The organism is Bradyrhizobium sp. CCGB20 (genome assembly GCF_024199855.1).
Lineage (GTDB): Bacteria > Pseudomonadota > Alphaproteobacteria > Rhizobiales > Xanthobacteraceae > Bradyrhizobium.
Genome location: NZ_JANADN010000001.1, coordinates 3353904 through 3369311 on the forward strand (window position 1 = coordinate 3353904; position 15408 = coordinate 3369311).

Below are 15408 nucleotides of genomic sequence, written 5' to 3' on the forward strand. Positions count from 1 at the left end.
GGACCCCGCGTCCGGCTCGGACGTTGCGCGTAGCTGATCCCCGCACATGAGCGCTTCCGAACATCACTGGGAAGTCGGCACCGATATCGGTGGCACCTTCACCGACATCATTGCCATCCGGCGCGATTCCGCCGAGGCGCGGATCGCAAAAGTGCCATCGCGCCCCGACGCGCCGGTTCAGGCGATGCTGGAGGCGATCGAGGCGGTGGGCCTGCGCAAGAGCGAGGTCAAGCGCTTCGTCCACGGCACCACGCGCGTCACCAACGCCATCGTCGAGAACCGGCTGCCGAAGGTGGCGCTGGTTGCGACCGAGGGTTTTGCCGACGTGCTGGAGATCGCGCGCTATCGCCGCCGCGATCTCTACCGTCTCGACATCCCACCAAAATCACCGCCGCTGGTACCGCCCGAGCGATGCTTTGGGCTTGCCGAGCGGCTCGATCACGAAGGGCGTGTGCTGAAGGCGCTTGATGAAGCGGAGATCGAGCGGCTGGTGGCGTGGCTGAAACAGACCGGCGTGCAGAGCGTCGCGGTCGCGCTGCTTCACGCCTATGCCAATCCCGTCCATGAAAAGATGCTGGGCGAGCGTCTCAGGGATGTCGTCGCCCACGTCTCGCTGTCGCACGAGGTCAATCCCGAGGCACGCGAGTATGAGCGGACATCGGCAACCGTGTTCAACGCCGCCGCGATGCCGATCGCGGTGGAATATCTCAGCGAGCTCGAGCAGCGGCTGCCGATCGGCCCCGGCCTGCAGGTGTTTCATTCGGCCGGCGCCATGATCCCGATCTCGGCCGTGAAGCGGCGGCCGCTGGTGATGGCAATGTCGGGCCCGGCGGCCGGCGTCTCTGCCTCCGTCAGCATCGCGCGCCAGCTCGGCACGTCGCGGATGCTGACGTTCGACATGGGCGGCACTACGACCGACGTGTGCCTGATCGTCGACGGCCAGGCCGAGATGGCCGACGGCCGCATGCTCGGCGACAAGCCGCTGCGCCAGCCGATGCTTGCGGTTCATTCGATCGGAGCGGGCGGCGGGTCGATCGTGCGCAACGGTCCGGGTGGCTTGACCGTTGGACCCGAGAGCGCGGGCTCCGAGCCGGGGCCGGCCTGCTACGGCCGCGGCGGCCTAGAGCCGACCATCACCGACGCCAATGCAGTGCTCGGCTATCTCAATCCCGAGACGAAACTTGGCGACCGGATCGGGATCAACATCGAGGAAGCGAAGCGCGTCGTCGATCCGATCGCGCGTGCGCTCGGCCTCAGCCTGACCGAAACCGCACTCGGCATCATCAAGGTCGCGAACGCGACCATGGCCCGCGCGCTCCGCCGCGTCACGGTCGAGCGCGGCATCGACGGACGCGACTGCACGCTGCTTGCCTTCGGCGGGGGCGGCCCGATGCATGCCGCGGGCCTCGCCGATCTCTACGGAATTGCAGAGGTGGTCGTGCCCAGCGCGTCGAGCGCGTTCTCGGCGCTGGGCTGTCTCACCGCCGATTTCAGCTTCTTGCAGCAGCAGACGCTGCGCGCCGCCCTCGACGGCATCGATCTTGCCCGCGCGTCGGAACGGATCGGGACGCTGATTGAAGATGCCTCGGCGCCGTTGATCGCGAACGGAGTTGCGAAGGCGGAGATCCAGATCGAACTGGTGGCCCTGATGCGCTATGCGGCGCAGAATGATGCCATTCCGGTGCCGTTCGTGTTGCCGCTCGATGCTGCCAGGCTCAAGAAGGACTTTCTGGCGCGGCATCACGAGCTGTTCGGCTATGCGACCGGCGAGCCCTGCGTCATCGAATCCGTGCGGGTGCAGGCGCGCCGTCCGTCGACGACCGTCGTGAGCCGCCCCGCGACTGCGGTGCGGGCAGTGTCCACGGGCAAGCGCATCTGCTCGTTCGACGGGCTGCATGAGATCGAGACTGCGATCATCGACCGCGCCTCGCTGACAGAAATGGTTAGCGGCCCCGCTATCATCGAAGACGCATGGTCCACCGTGGTGGTGCCGCCAGGCTGGCAAGCCAGACCGGATGCCGCCGGCAATCTGTTCCTGACGCGGAGGGCGGCATGAAGCTCGATCCGTTTGTCGTCGAGGTCATCAGGCACGGGCTTTCCGCCGCAGCCGAGGAAATGAGCCTGGTGATGACGCGCTCGGCGCGCTCGCCGCTGCTGCGCGAGGCCGGCGATCTGTCATCCGCGATCACGGATGGCCACGGCGGTCTGGTCGGGCAGGGCCGCGACATCCCGATCCATCTCGGGGCGATGGCCTACACCATTCCCGAGCTCTTGAAGGTGATGCCGCGCGAAAACCTGAACGACGGCGACGTGGTGATCTACAATGTCGGCGCGCTCGGCGGCAATCATCTCAACGACGTCAAGGTCGTGCGGCCCGTCTTCGTCGACGGCGAGATCGTGGCGTTCGCAGTCAGTCTCGCGCACTGGCCCGATATCGGCGGCACCTGGCCCGGCAGTTATTTCGCAAAAGCCATCGACACCTTCCAGGAGGCGATGCGGATTCCGCCGGTGCTGATCGCGACCGCGGCCGGCGTCAGCACGCCGATCGTGCAGCTGCTCAAGGCCAACGTTAGGGATCCCGAGTCCTGCGAGGGAGATCTGCTCGCCCAGATCGCGGCCACCAAGGCAGGTGAGAAGCGCATTCTCGAGCTCTGCCGCGAGCACGGCAAGGCGGTGTTCACGGCGACGCAGTCGCGCCTGCACGATCTCTCCGAGATCGAGATGCGCGAAGCGCTGCGCGATTTGCCGGATGGCATTTACGAGGGCGAGGATTATCTCGATGACGGGAGCGAAAACAACGCGCCGGCGCGCATCCACGTGAAGATCACCATTCGCGGCGACGAGGCGACCTTCGACCTCTCGGGGAGCTGCGACCGCGTCTCGAATTTCTGCAACACGACGCCGTTCATGGCGCGCTCGGCCGTGGCCTATGCCGCGCGCATCATGAGCGGGCGCGACATGCACCAGAACGCTGGAGCGCTGCGGCCTCTGACCATCGTCACCCGCCCGGACTCGATCCTGGAGCCGGGCTGGACTGCGTCGGTAGCCGCCGGCAACCACGAAACCTCCATGCGCATCGTCGATGCGATCTTCCGCGCCATGCAGGACACCATCCCGGAGCGCCTGTCGGCCGGCGGGGCGACCACCGCAGGCGTACTGTTCTTCGCCGAACCGCGGCAGAACGGGTCGTGGAAGATGCTGTACGAGGTTCACGGCGGCGGGGAAGGTGCGCGGCATGATCGGGCCGGCATCTCGGCGACGCGGGTGCATCTGTCGAATACGTCCAACACGCCGGTCGAGGTGATCGAGGCGAATTACGCGATCCGCTTGGAGCAGCAGGCCATTCGCCGGCAGTCCGGCGGCGCGGGCACCCATCGCGGCGGTGATGGTTCGGTGCGCACCTATCGCATCCTTGCGCCCTCGATGCATCTGACCACCTGCATCGAGCGCATGGTGATCGCGCCCTGGGGCATGCAGGGCGGCTTGCCCGGCAAGGCCTGCCGCATCTCGCTGGTCCGGCAGGGCACGAACGTCGCGATCGACGGCAAGTCGAACCTGGTGTTGCAGCAAGACGATCTCGTCACGATCGAGATGTGCGGCGGCGGCGGCTACGGCGCCGCAGCTGTGGAGTGAGGGGACCCGCGATGAGCAGATTGTTGCGAACCGGATTGAATGCAGGCGAGGCCGCGCCGATGGCCGTGGTCGGTGGCGAGGGCGTCTACTTCCATCTGTCGGATGGCCGCAGGCTGATCGACGGCAGCAACACCGGCGGCGGCCTCGGTCATCGCCATCCCGCGATGGTCGAGGCGATCCGCCGCGCGGCCGATACACCTGTCGTCAACGAGGGCTGGACCTGGGTCGGCCGCGAACAGGCCGCCGACGATCTGATGGCCACGGCGTTCAAGGGCGAAGAAGATTGGGTCGGAGCTGTCCGTTTCTGCATCAGCGGCAGCGAGGCCAACGACATGGCGCTGTCGCTCTGCCAGGCGCTGACACAGCGATCTGCGTTGGCGACGCGCGAGCGCGCCTATCACGGCATCACCGGCCTGTCGCGCAGCATGACGGTGCAGCCGCAATGGCACGGCGGTCTCGCGGTGCATTCGGGTGGCTCGAAGCTGCCGGCGCCGATGGCACCGGTGCGGATTCTGCCGTCGCCGGATGGCGCGATCTATGGCGCGCCGGTCAACAACACTCCGCCCAGCGAATATCTCGCCGACGCCACGCGGCTGCTCTCGGACACGGCGGCCACGATCATCGACTACACCCAGGGCGGCATCTATTACGACGGCGCCTATCAAGACGAGGTCGCGCGCCACGCCCGGCAGGCCGGCTCGTACTGGATCGCGGATGAGGTCGTCACCGGTGCGGGACGTGCCGGACGCTGGTTCGCATTCCAGGGCGCCCAGAGCCGCCCCGACATTGTGACGCTCGGCAAGTCGCTTGGCGGCGGTGCGGCCGCGGTCGCTGCGGTCGTCGTGTCGAAGGGCATCGTCGAGCGGCTCAAGGGCTCGAGCTGGCAGAATTACGGCACGCTGCGCGGCCATCCGATCAGCATGGCCGCCGTCAGCGCCTATCTGAAAGTCGTTAGCGAGGAGAAGATCCTCGAGCACGTGAAGAGCCTGGAAAAGTTGTTCACCCGCCGCCTGCTCGCGATCGCGCAGAAGCATCCGAGCGTGCAGCGCGTGGCGGGACAGGGGCTGCACTGGACGGTGGAGCTGCACGGCCCGGATTGGCGCTCCTGGCATGCCGACACGACCGAAGTTCCCATCGCCTCGCGCGTGGCGGAGCGGGCGCTGGAGGCCGGCGCGGTGATCGGAACCAGCGGCGAGCAGACCTCGCTGTTTTTGGCGCCGCCGCTGGTGATCTCCGAGCATGAGGCCGAGTGGCTGCTGGATGCGCTCGACCACGGCCTCGATATCGCCGACGAGGAGCACGGGTGAACACGGACCCCACAGCGCCGCATCGATCGCCGGCCTGGCCGGCGGAAGAACCCTGGCATCTCGCGCTGCCGGAGGGGACGCTGTACGACGCGCTGGTACGAGCCGCACAACAGCGGCCCTCGCATCCAGCGACGGTGTTCTACGGCGCGAGCCTGAGCTATGCCGAGCTGCGCGAGCGCGTGGATGCTTTGGCTGGCTTTCTCCAGCACGCTTGCGGTGTAAGTCGCGGCGACCGCGTCATGATCGCGCTGCAGAACTCGCCGCAATATGTCATCGCCTACTACGCGGTGATGCGGGCGGACGCCGTGATCGTGCCCGTCAACCCCATGAACAAGACCGCCGAGATCGCGTACCTCGCGGAGGACAGCGGCGCCAGGGTAGCGATCATCGGCAGCGAGTTGAATGAGGTGTTTGCTCCGCTGGTGGGCGGGACAATCGCGCATGCGATCGTCGCGCAATATCGCGACGAGGTTCCGGCCGCCACGCCCTATAAGTTGCCATCGTGCGTGACCGAAGCGCCGTCGGAGGTACCGTCATCGCCCGGCTGGCACCCCTGGTCGTCCGCGATTGCGCAAGGCTTGCAACCCAATGCGATGAGCGCGGGGCCGGATGACCTCATGATCCTGCCCTACACGTCGGGCACAACGGGCAAGCCGAAGGCCTGCATGCACACGCATCGCAGCGCGCTGTTCACCGCCGCGCTACAGGCGCGCTGGTATGGCATTGGCGCAGACGACGTGATGACCGGCTTCATGCCGCTGTTCCATGTCGCGGGCATGCAGGGCTCGATGAATGCGGCGATGGTGACAGGCGCGACGCTGCTCTTGATGGCGCGCTGGGACAGGGACCTGCTGCCGGATCTGTTCGAAACCTACGGCGTGTCGTTCTGGAACGCCGCACCGACCATGATCGTCGACGTGCTCGCCAGCGCCCGGTTCCGCGATCGCTGTTTTGCAAAACTCAAGGTGCTGACCGGCGGCGGCGCTGCCATGCCGACCGCGGTGGCCGAACGGCTGAAGGGCCGCTTCGGACTCGATTTCGTCGAAGGCTACGGCATGACCGAGACGATGTCGCCGACCCATCTCAATCCGATGGCCGCGCCGAAGCGGCAATGTCTCGGCATTGCCGTGCACGAGACCGATGCGAGGGTCGTCGATCCCGAAAGCCTGATCGAGCTCGGCGAGAATGTCGTTGGCGAGATCGTCGTGCACGGGCCGCAGGTGCTGCAAGGTTACTGGAACAGGCCGGAGGCCAATGCCGAGTCCTTCATTGAACTCTCGGGAAAGCGGTTCCTGCGCACGGGCGATCTCGGCTATCGCGACGCCGACGGCTATTTCTTCGCCGTCGACCGCCTGAAGCGGATGATCAATGTCAGCGGCTTCAAGGTGTGGCCTGCCGAAGTCGAGGCCGCGATGTACCAGAACCGCGCCATCCGGGAGTGCTGCATCGTCTCATCGCCCGACAATTACCGCGGCGAAACAGTCAAGGCGCTGGTCGTGCTGGATGACGCCGCGCACGCAACCATTTCGCCGGAGGATGTCGTGAGCTGGGCGCGCGGCGCGATGGCCAGCTACAAGGCGCCGCGCGCCGTCGTCTTCGTCGATGAGCTGCCTCGTACCGCAAGCAACAAGATCAACTGGCGGCTTTTGCAGGACGCCGAATGGGGACGGACGGCATGAAAGCTGCTTGGCTGGAAATGTGGCGCAAGGCTGCGTTATGCTGCCCCCGCCGGCACGCCTTCACCAATCAATCAGGAACTCGCTGATGCGCATCGTCAACGTCGCCGCCGCCCAGATGGGCCCGATCCAGAAAGCCGACAGCCGCGAGGCCGTCGTCAAGCGCATGATCGCGCTGATGGACGAGGCGAAAGCAAAAGGCGCCGACCTGATCGTCTATCCGGAGCTGGCGCTGACCACGTTCTTCCCTCGGTGGTACGCGGAGGACCGGGCCGAATTCGACAACTGGTTCGAGCGCGAGATGCCGAATGCGGCGACAAAGCCCCTGTTCGAGCGTGCGGCGCAGCATCAGATGGCGATGAACTTTGGTTATGCCGAGCTGACGCCGGATGGTCATCACTTCAACACCGCGATCCTGACCGACAAGTCCGGCAAGATCGTCGGCAAATATCGCAAGGTCCATCTGCCGGGCCATGTCGAATACGACACCAAGCGTTCGCACCAGCATCTGGAGAAGCGCTACTTCGAGCCGGGCGATCTCGGCTTCAACGTCTGGCGCGCGCTGGGCGGCATCATCGGCATGGCCATCTGCAACGACCGCCGCTGGCCGGAGACCTATCGCGTCATGGGCCTGCAGGGCGTCGAGATGGTGCTGATCGGCTATAACACGCCGTCGGTGAACGCGGAGAAGAGCGAGGAGGGCGTCGAGAAGCGCCTGTTCCACAATCGTCTGTCCGTGCAGGCCGGCGCCTATCAGAACGCGACCTGGGTGGTCGCCGTGGCGAAGGCCGGCAATGAGGATGGTCATCCGCTGTTCGGCGGCAGCCTGATCGTCGACCCCAACGGCGAGATCGTTGCAGAGGCCAAGACCGACGATGACGAGGTTCTGGTTCACGCCTGCGATCTCGATGCGACCACCTTCGGCAAGACCACGATCTTCGATTTCGCCCGGCATCGCCGCATCGAGCATTACGGCCTGATCACCAGCCAGACCGGCGCAGTGCCGCCGCCGGAGAAGTGACGCCGATGGCGGATAATGGCATATCGCTGCGTGAATTGGATCCGCGCGATCGCTACAAGCTGCTCTGCGGCGTGGTGGTGCCGCGGCCGATCGCGCTGGTGACGACGCTGGACGAGAACGGAGCTGTCAACGCCGCGCCCTTCAGCTTCTTCAATGTGTTCTCGGAGAGCCCTGCGCTGATCGTGCTCGGGCTCCAGCACAAGCCGGATCACAGCCCGAAAGACACGACCCGCAACATCCATCGCGACGGCGAATTCGTGGTTCACATGGTGGACGAAGCGCTGTCTGCCGCGATGAACGATTGCGCGGTCGATTTCCCGTCCGGCGACAGCGAGGTCGCGGCCACGGGGTTGGCCACGCTTCCCTCCGTGGACGTGAAGGTGCCGCGCCTTGCCGCTGCGCCCTTTGCGCTCGAATGCCGGCGTCATGTCGTGCTGACCTTCTCGCCGGATCGCGAACTGCTGGTCGGCGAGGTGCTCAGGGTTCATGCCCGCGACGGCCTGGTCGACGAGGCCAACATGTATGTCGATCTCGACGCCTACCGGCCGATCGGCCGCATGTTCGGCAATCTCTACACCACCCAGCGGGACACGTTTGCGCTGTCGCGCGAGAGCCACGCACAATGGCTCGCGCGCACAAAAGAGCTGAAGGACGCCTAGTGAGCCGAGAACTGCACCGTTCCGAGCGCCATGGTGACGGCCGCCTGCGTCGGGTCGATCACGGCAATGCCAAGCGCGTCTTCCAGCGGACGGCGGTGGCGCGCCATGCCGGCGCAGCCCATCACGATGGCGCGGGCGCCGTCCTCGTCACGCAGCGCGCGGCCGACCTCGATCATCTTTGCCAGCGTGCCTTCGCCCGAGGCGGTTTCGGCAACGCTCATGTTGAGGGGACGCTCGCCGGCGAGGCGCTCGGTCAATCCCATCTGCCTGAGATAGCGCATGTGACGCGGGATCGAGCGCTGGGCGATCGCAATGACACCGAAGGTTTCGGCCCGCGCCAGCGCCGTCAGCACGCCACACTCGGCGATGCCGAAGACGGGACGATCGGTGCCTTCGCGGCAGACCTGAAGGCCGGGATCGCTGTAGCAGGCGATGACGAAAGCGGCCGAGCTGTTGTCGCCCTCGACCAGTTTTCGCAGCGGCATGGCGACGCCATCGACATCGGCCTGGCTTTCAATGCCGAACGGACCCTCGGCCAGCGACTGGCAGACCAGTTCGGGGCCGCCCTCGAAGCCGAGCGGCTTCAACGCTTCCTCCAGCCCTTGCGTGACCGCGGGATTGGAGTTCGGATTGATGACGAGAATGCGCGGCCGGGCCATGTTGGTCTTCCCTCGAAATGGCGATCATCTGGCTCAGGCATATCATGGAGTGCCTCATGACTGAACCCACCTACGACCTGATCATTCGCGGCGGCCGCGTCGCCACCACGACCGACGTGTTCGAGGCCGATGTCGCGATCTCCGGCGAGACCATCGCGGCGATTGGCAAGGGCCTTCCGCCCGCCAAGCGCGAGATCGACGCGCGCGGCAAGCTGGTGCTGCCCGGCGGTGTCGACAGCCACGCCCATATCGAGCAGCTGTCCGCGGCCGGCATCATGAATGCCGACACCTTCGAGAGCGCGACCGTCTCTGCCGCTTTCGGCGGCACCACCACCGTGATCCCGTTTGCCGCGCAGCATGTCGGCATGAAGCTGCCGCAGGTGGTGGAGGACTATCATGGCCTCGCGAAGAAGGGCGCCGTGATCGACTACGCCTTTCACATGATCATCGCGGATGCGACCAAGGAGACGGTCGAGGAGCACATTCCGGCGCTGGTGAAGCAGGGGCACGCCTCGATCAAGATCTTCATGACCTATGACCGGCTCAAGGTCGACGACGAGCCGTTGCTCGACATCCTCCTTGCCGCGCGCCAGTCCGGCGCGATGTTGTGCGCCCATGCCGAAAATCACGGCATCATCGCCTGGATGGTGAAGCGCCTGCTCGCGCGCGGCTACACGATGCCGAAGTACCACGCCGTCAGCCATGCGCGCGTGTCGGAGGCGGAAGCCTTCACCCGGCTGATCGGCATGGCGGCGCTGATCGACCAGCCCATCATGATCTTCCATGTCTCGACCGCCGAAGGCGCCAAGGTGATCCGCGACTCACGCGGGCAGGGGCTCAAAGTCTTTGCCGAGACCTGTCCGCAATATCTGTTCCTCACCGCAAACGATCTCGACAAACCCGGCTCCGAGGGCGCCAAGTGGATGTGCAGCCCGCCGCCGCGCACGCATGCGGATCAGGAAGCGCTGTGGCAGGCGCTGTCGCTCGGCGATCTCCAGACCATCTCGTCGGACCACGCTCCGTATCGCTACGACGAGACCGGCAAGCTGCGCGCCGGGCCCAATCCGAACTTCAAGCAGGTCGCCAACGGCTTGCCCGGGCTCGAGCTGCGGCTGCCGCTGTTGTTCGACGCGATGGTCTCGAAGGGCCGGCTGGGTCTGGAGAAATTCGTCGAGCTGACGTCGACGGCGCCGGCAAAGATCTACAATCTGCATCCGCGCAAGGGCTCGATCGCGGTCGGTGCCGACGCCGATATCGCGATCTGGGATCCCAACCGCGAGACCGTGATCGCCGACGAGATGATGCACGACCTCGCCGGCTACACGCCGTTTGCGGGCCGCAAGCTGAAGGGCTGGCCGGTGTCGGTGCTGTCGCGCGGCCGGGTGATCATCGAAGGCAACAAGTGCCTTGCGAGCGCCGGCAGCGGCAAATTCCTGGCGCGCAGCGGCGGCGAGGCGGCAAAGCCGACCGGCCGGCTCGTCGCCGACATGGATCCGGAACGGAATTTTGGAGCAAAGCTGCTGTGACGGTGGATCGCGCGCGATGAAGGTTCTGATCTTCGGCGGTACCGGCTTCGTCGGCCTCAACCTTGCGGAGGTGCTGCTCGCGCGCGGCCATGACGTGACGCTGTATGACCGCGCAGAGTTGCCGCCATCCGCGCGCCGGGCGGTGGCCGATTATGGCGCGAAGCTCACGGCGGTGCAGGGCGACATCACCGATGCGGAAGGCATCGATGCGCTCATCGCCAAGGGCTGCGATGCGATCGTGCTCGGTGCGGCCATCACCGCCGGCGAAGATCTCGAGCGTGCCTCGACCGCGCGCGTTATCGAGATCAACTGATGGCGCAGATCCCGATCCTGCTCTCCGCGATCCGTCATGGCGTTCGCCGCGTCGTCAATCTCTCGTCAGCATCAGCCTACGGCGCCGCCGGGGGCCGTTATCCGGTGCTGGATGAGGATACGCCCTGCGATCCCATCTCGTTCTACGCGATCAGCAAATTCACTTCGGAGCGGTCGGTGGCGCGCCACGCCGAGCTCTTTGGCGGCGATTTCATGAACGTGCGGTTGAGCGCCGTGTTCGGTCCGTGGGAACGGGCCAGTTCGGTGCGCGACACGCCAAGCCTCCAGTGCCAGATCCTGGCTGCGTTCGCGCGCGGCGAGCCGGCGATCATGCCGGGGCCTGGGATGAAGGACTGGACCTACGCCCCGGACGCTGCCGAGGCTGTTGCCATCCTGCTCGAAGCCGAGCGGCCGCGCCATCGGCTCTACAACATTTCCTGCGGCGCGACGTGGTCCGCGCTGCAATGGGGCGAGGCATTCGCGGCGTTGCATTCCGGGCTGCAGTGCCGGCTGGCGGTGCCTGGAGAAAGCACCGTCATCAAGCTGCATGGGCGGGATCGCGCGCCGCTCTCGGTGACGCGGATGGCGGATGAATTCGGCTGGCGCGCGCGGTTCGGCTGTGCCGAGTCCGCGGCGGCGATGAGCAATTGGTGGATGCAGCACCGGGAGAGCGTCTGACATGCGGCTGCAAGGGCGTACGGCCGTCATCACCGGAGCGGGGTCGGGCATCGGCCGTGCCAGCGCGAAGCTGTTCGCGGAGGAGGGGGCACGTCTCGCCCTGGTCGATCGCGATGCCGCAGGACTTCAGGAGACGCTGAGCCTTGTGGGCGGCGCAACGACGCATGTGGGCGACGTCGGCGACGCCGGGTTCGCAGAGACTGTCGTCGGCGACGTCGTCGCGAGGCACGGGCATCTCGACGTCCTGATGACCGCGGCGGGCTTTTCCTGCGGCGGCACGGTGCTGACGACCAGCCCGGACGATTGGGACGCGGTGTTCCGCGCCAATGTCGGCGGGACCTGGCTGTGGGCGCGGGCGGCGGTGCCGCAGATGCAACGGCAGAGGAGCGGCTCGATCATTACGCTGGCCTCGCAGCTCGCCATTGCCGGCGGCAAGGGTAACAGCGCCTATATCGCCGCCAAGGGTGCGATCGTCAGCCTCACCCGCACCATGGCCGTAGATTTTGCGACCGACGGCATTCGCGTTAACGCGATTGCGCCGGGTGCGATCGACACGCCGATGCTTCGCCGCAGCTTTGCCCGTCACACCAATTCGGAGGAAGTGCGCGAAGCCTCCCGCAACCGCCACGCCATGAAGCGGTTCGGCGAGGCGGAGGAGATCGCGCAGACCGCGCTGCATCTCGCCAGCGATGCGTCCTCGTTCACGACCGGCACCGTGATGGTGGTCGACGGAGGCTGGCTCGCGGCATGAGTGAGGCCCTGACCGAGCTTGAAGCCGACGTTCGCGCTGATCTCGCCATGATCGCGCATCCCCACGCCGCATGGCTCGAACCGAAGATCGGACCGGATGGCAACGCTGCGCTGGACGTCCTCATCGTCGGCGCCGGCCAGTCCGGCATCGCCATTGGCTTCGGCCTGATGCGCTCCCGCGTCAGCAACATCCTGCTGCTCGACAAGGCCGAGGAAGGGAAGGAGGGCCCCTGGCTCACCTATGCCCGCATGCCGACGCTGCGCAGCCCGAAGGACTATACGGGGCCGGACCTCGATATTCCGAGCCTGACCTACCAGTCCTGGCACGAAGCTCGTTTCGGCAAGGTAAGCTGGCAGCAGCTTGGCTGGATTCTGCGGGAACATTGGGCTGAGTATCTGCTCTGGCTGCGGCGCATGATCGGCTTACCGGTATGCAATGCCTGCGAGCTTCTGGAGATTGCCCCTGTGGCGGACGGTTTGCTCGCCGCGCGCGTGAAACACGCTGAAGGCGTCGAGACGCTCTATGCGCGCAAGATCGTCCTCGCGACGGGGCAGGAGGGCATGGGCGACTGGATGATCCCTGACCAGTTGCGCGATCTGCCGGCGGGTTCAGTGGCAACCGTCGCCGAAGATATCGACTTCGAAAAGCTCTGCGGCAAGCGCGTCGCGGTGATCGGCGCCGGCGCCTCCGCCTTCGACAACGCCGCAACGGCCCTGGAGGCGGGCGCGGCCGAGGTGCATCTGCTGTGCCGCCGCGCGGAGATCCAGGTGATCCAGCCTTATCGCTGGCTCACCTTCCGCGGCTTCCTGCGCCATCTCAGCGATCTCGACGATGCCTGGCGCTGGCGCTTCATGCGCAAGATCCTCGAAATGCGCGAAGGATTTCCGCAACCGACTTTCGACCGTTGCGCGCGTCATGCCAATTTCACATTGCACGAGGGCGCGCCGATCGAGGCTGCGCGCCAGACGGTTGCCGGCGTTGAACTGGAGACGCCGCGCGGTGCGATCATGGCGGATTTCGTCATCTGCGGCACCGGCATCGACATGAATTTTGCCGGCCGCGGCGAACTGCGGGCATTTGCCGGCAATATCGCGACCTGGGCCGACCGCTACCAGCCGCCGGAAGACGAGCGGAATGAACGGCTCGGCCGTTTCCCTTATCTCGCCGACGACTACGCCTTCACCGAGCGCGTGCTCGGCGAGACGCCGTGGATCTCCGACATCCACCTCTTCGCCATCGCCTCCACCATGAGTTTTGGTGCGTCGGGATCGTCGATCAACGCGATGACGACGGCGGTGCCGAAGCTGGTGAACGGCCTGACGCGCGGCCTGTTCCGCGCCGATGTCGAACGGCACTGGGCCTCGCTCAGCGCCTATGACGTGCCGCAGGCCGTGGTCACGCGGTCGGCGCGAACATTGGGGCAATCGCGATGATCATCCATGCGCCGCCGCGACGAAGTGCCCTCGCAGGAGTGGCGCGCAACTTGCTTCTTTCTTAACCTGCCTTGCTGGCGTTTCTTGTCGACATCTTGGGGAAATCGAATGCGTTTTGTGTCTTTCAGGCCCGCGACCTCAGTCCTCGCCGCCACCGCGCTGTTGCTCATCGCCACCGCGCCTTCGCAGGCACAAACCAGGGCGGAGACGTTGCGCTACGTCACGGGCTCGGCGGTCAATACGCTCGATCCCAACATACCCGGCTCGACGCGCGAATCCTTCGCGCTGAGCATGAGCACGTACGATCGGCTGGTGGCGTTCGGCCGCAAGCAGCTCAACGGCAAATGGGTGTTTGATCTCGACACGATCACGGGCGAGCTCGCCGAATCCTACGATGTCAGCCCCGATGGCCTGAAGCTCACCTTCCGCCTGCGCAAGGACGCGAAATTCCAGGACGGCTCGCCGGTCACGGCGGAGGACGTCAAATGGTCGCTGGATCGCTGCGTCACCGCGCCGATCCTCGGCAAGGCGCAGCTGCTCACGGGCTCCCTGACCTCGGCCGACCAGTTCAAGGTGATCGATCCTCTCACCATCGAAGTGACGCTGCCCAAGCCCGACAAGCTCGCGCTGCCTAATCTTGCGACCGTCTATCCCATGATCATCAACTCGAAGCTCGCCAAATCCCATGCGACGGCGGATGATCCCTGGGCCACCGCATGGCTGAAGGAGCACACCGCCGGCAGCGGCGCCTATGTGGTCGAAACCTTCAAGCCGGGCGAGCAGGTCATCCTCAAGCGCGACGAGGCCTGGAATCGCGGCTCAGCCAACAAGCCAGCGTTCTTCAAGCGCGTGATCGTGCAGTCCGTGCCGGAGCCGGCGACCCGTGCCAATCTGGTCGAGCGCGGCGACGCCGACCTCGTGGTCGACCTCCAGGCCAGCGACGTGCAGTCGCTCGAGGCCAAGGGCAAGCTCAAGGTGGTCTCGACGCCGCAATACAATGCGATCACCTATGTCTCGATGAACAACCAGATGCCGCCGTTCGACAACGTCAATGTGCGCCGCGCCATCGCTTACGCGCTACCCTATGACGACATGTTCAAGGCCGCTCTGTTCGGCCGCGGTGCGCCGCTGTTCGGTGCGACCTGGCCGGACGGCAAGCCGCTGAACGGCATCTATCCGTTCCAGCAGCCGGTGAAGCTCGACCTCGACAAGGCGAGGGAATATCTCAAGGCCGCCGGGCTTCCCGAGGGCTTCTCGACCACCTTCAGCTTCAACGTCGGCCAGTCCTCGACGGCGGAGCCGATGGCGGCGCTGGTCAAGGAGTCGCTCGGCAAGATCGGGATCAAAGTCGACATCCAGAAGCTGCCGGATGCGCAGATGTCGACGCAGATCAACGAGAAGAAGCTGCCCTTCTACACCGAAGGCATCGTCGCCTGGCTGCCCTCGACCGACTACTTCTACCGCAACTTCTACACCGGCAATCAGCGCTGGAACTACAGCTCGATCAACAATCCCGATCTGGCCGCGATCGCGCAGGAAGCTCGCTTCGAGCCGGATAAGGCCAAGTACGAGGAGGCCGGCCGCAAGCTCAACGCGATGCACGCCGATCTGATGCCGCAGATCATGCTGTGGCAGCCGAACCAGGATGCGGTGATGGCGGCGTCCGTCGAGGGCTACACCTACGAGTTCCACCGCCAGGTCGACTATCGCGACGTCAGCCGCAAGTGATAGCGTCAAGCGAAGGGAGCTCTGA

General features: G+C 65.7%; 11 protein-coding genes and 1 pseudogene. 11 read left to right on the forward strand and 1 reads right to left on the reverse strand.

The features are described from left to right. The first annotated feature begins 46 nt into the window (after nucleotides 1–46). The 6 genes from NLM15_RS15365 (at nucleotide 47) to NLM15_RS15390 (ending at nucleotide 8296) form a co-directional block, all read left to right on the forward strand. Nucleotides 47–2056 (forward strand): hydantoinase/oxoprolinase family protein, encoded by a 2010-nt coding sequence (locus tag NLM15_RS15365; protein WP_254117906.1) that lies wholly within the window; start codon nucleotides 47–49, stop codon nucleotides 2054–2056. Further along, a complete protein-coding gene (locus tag NLM15_RS15370) occupies nucleotides 2053–3633 on the forward strand; it encodes a hydantoinase B/oxoprolinase family protein (RefSeq protein ID WP_254117907.1) in 1581 nt (526 codons plus the stop codon). The genes NLM15_RS15365 and NLM15_RS15370 overlap by 4 nt, the downstream gene beginning before the upstream one ends. Nucleotides 3634–3644: 11 nt before the next feature. Then, nucleotides 3645–4940, forward strand: coding sequence for an aspartate aminotransferase family protein (locus NLM15_RS15375; protein ID WP_254117908.1), 1296 nt, complete (start codon nucleotides 3645–3647; stop codon nucleotides 4938–4940). Continuing rightward, a complete protein-coding gene (locus NLM15_RS15380) occupies nucleotides 4937–6619 on the forward strand; it encodes a long-chain-fatty-acid--CoA ligase (RefSeq protein WP_254117909.1) in 1683 nt (560 codons plus the stop codon). Before NLM15_RS15375 ends, NLM15_RS15380 begins: the two co-directional genes overlap by 4 nt. A gap of 85 nt (nucleotides 6620–6704) precedes the next feature. Continuing rightward, a complete protein-coding gene (locus tag NLM15_RS15385) occupies nucleotides 6705–7637 on the forward strand; it encodes an N-carbamoyl-D-amino-acid hydrolase (protein WP_254117910.1) in 933 nt (310 codons plus the stop codon). Between the two features lie 5 nt (nucleotides 7638–7642). Beyond that, nucleotides 7643–8296, forward strand: coding sequence for a flavin reductase family protein (locus NLM15_RS15390; protein WP_254117911.1), 654 nt, complete (start codon nucleotides 7643–7645; stop codon nucleotides 8294–8296). On the opposite strand, the gene NLM15_RS15395 is transcribed toward NLM15_RS15390, so the two are convergent. Further along, complete coding sequence (locus NLM15_RS15395) at nucleotides 8293–8955, reverse strand: aspartate/glutamate racemase family protein (RefSeq protein WP_254117912.1); 663 nt, start codon at nucleotides 8953–8955, stop codon at nucleotides 8293–8295. The genes NLM15_RS15390 and NLM15_RS15395 overlap by 4 nt on opposite strands. 56 nt (nucleotides 8956–9011) lie before the next feature. On the opposite strand from NLM15_RS15395, the gene hydA reads away from it, so the two are divergent. The 5 genes and pseudogenes from hydA (at nucleotide 9012) to NLM15_RS15420 (ending at nucleotide 15383) form a co-directional block, all read left to right on the forward strand. After that, nucleotides 9012–10481: a dihydropyrimidinase gene (hydA, locus tag NLM15_RS15400; protein WP_254117913.1), complete on the forward strand. Its 1470-nt coding sequence runs from the start codon at nucleotides 9012–9014 to the stop codon at nucleotides 10479–10481. Between the two features lie 16 nt (nucleotides 10482–10497). Next, a pseudogene (locus NLM15_RS15405) lies at nucleotides 10498–11471 on the forward strand (NAD-dependent epimerase/dehydratase family protein). Nucleotide 11472: 1 nt separating this feature from the next. Further along, nucleotides 11473–12222: an SDR family oxidoreductase gene (locus tag NLM15_RS15410; RefSeq protein ID WP_254117914.1), complete on the forward strand. Its 750-nt coding sequence runs from the start codon at nucleotides 11473–11475 to the stop codon at nucleotides 12220–12222. Beyond that, on the forward strand, nucleotides 12219–13655 hold the full coding sequence (locus NLM15_RS15415) for an NAD(P)-binding domain-containing protein (protein WP_254117915.1): 1437 nt from the start codon (nucleotides 12219–12221) through the stop codon (nucleotides 13653–13655). Before NLM15_RS15410 ends, NLM15_RS15415 begins: the two co-directional genes overlap by 4 nt. A 108-nt stretch (nucleotides 13656–13763) precedes the next feature. Beyond that, the gene (locus tag NLM15_RS15420) at nucleotides 13764–15383 is read left to right on the forward strand and encodes an ABC transporter substrate-binding protein (protein WP_254117916.1); all 1620 of its coding nucleotides are present in this window, start codon (nucleotides 13764–13766) and stop codon (nucleotides 15381–15383) included. The last annotated feature ends 25 nt before the right edge of the window (nucleotides 15384–15408 follow it).